1 protein-coding gene is annotated in these 682 nt (G+C 63.9%); it reads left to right on the top strand.

The window, feature by feature from the left end; all coding sequences use genetic code 11:
* Window positions 1-203: Ig-like domain repeat protein (locus HCT63_RS20160; protein ID WP_167009408.1), on the top strand; the 203-nt coding region annotated here is incomplete at its 5' end.
* Between the last annotated feature and the right edge of the window lie 479 nt (window positions 204-682).

Genomic DNA, 682 nt, shown 5'->3' on the forward strand with positions numbered 1-682 from the left:
GCTCCAAGAAACTCAAGACCACCGCCACCGTCCGCAACGGCAAAGCCACCGTCAAACTCCCCAAGACCACACGCGGCACCTGGAAAATCACCACCACCTACACCGGCGACACCCGCTACACCCCCGCTCGCTCCGTCGTGATCCGGCTACGAGCAACGAGTGAGAAGGGCCTGAAACAGCCGACGGTTGAGGGAAGGCACTGAGCCGAGCGCCGGGCCCAGCGTCGGCCAGGTCTTGGGCAGCGGTGACCATCGCGCCGATGACGTTGCAGCGCTTGATCGCGACGTTGAAACGGCGGTGTTAACGAGGGTGGCGCCATTCCCGTCGAGCGTGGCGGGAGCCGCTGGCGCGGTGAGGACTCCCGCTTCGAGGTGCCAGCGGCCGTCGCGGCGACGAGAAGTGCCCGACGGGGACCACCGAGAGCGAGAAGCGTGAGGGTGACATGTGTGCCACCTGGACCGATCGGGGTCTCGATGGCCATGTAACTGGCATCGAGACCCCGGTCGGCTGTAGACGACTGACTATTTGCTTTTGTGCTTGATGGTTTTGGCTTTGGCGGGGGTGTAGCGGGTGTCGCCGGTGTAGGTGGTGGTGATTTTCCAGGTGCCGCGTGTGGTCTTGGGGAGTTTGACGGTGGCTTTGCCGTTGCGGACGGTGGCGGTGGTCTTGAGTTTCTTGGAGC

Origin of the sequence: Mumia sp. ZJ430, from assembly GCF_011751845.1 — a bacterium.
GTDB lineage: Bacteria > Actinomycetota > Actinomycetes > Propionibacteriales > Nocardioidaceae > Mumia.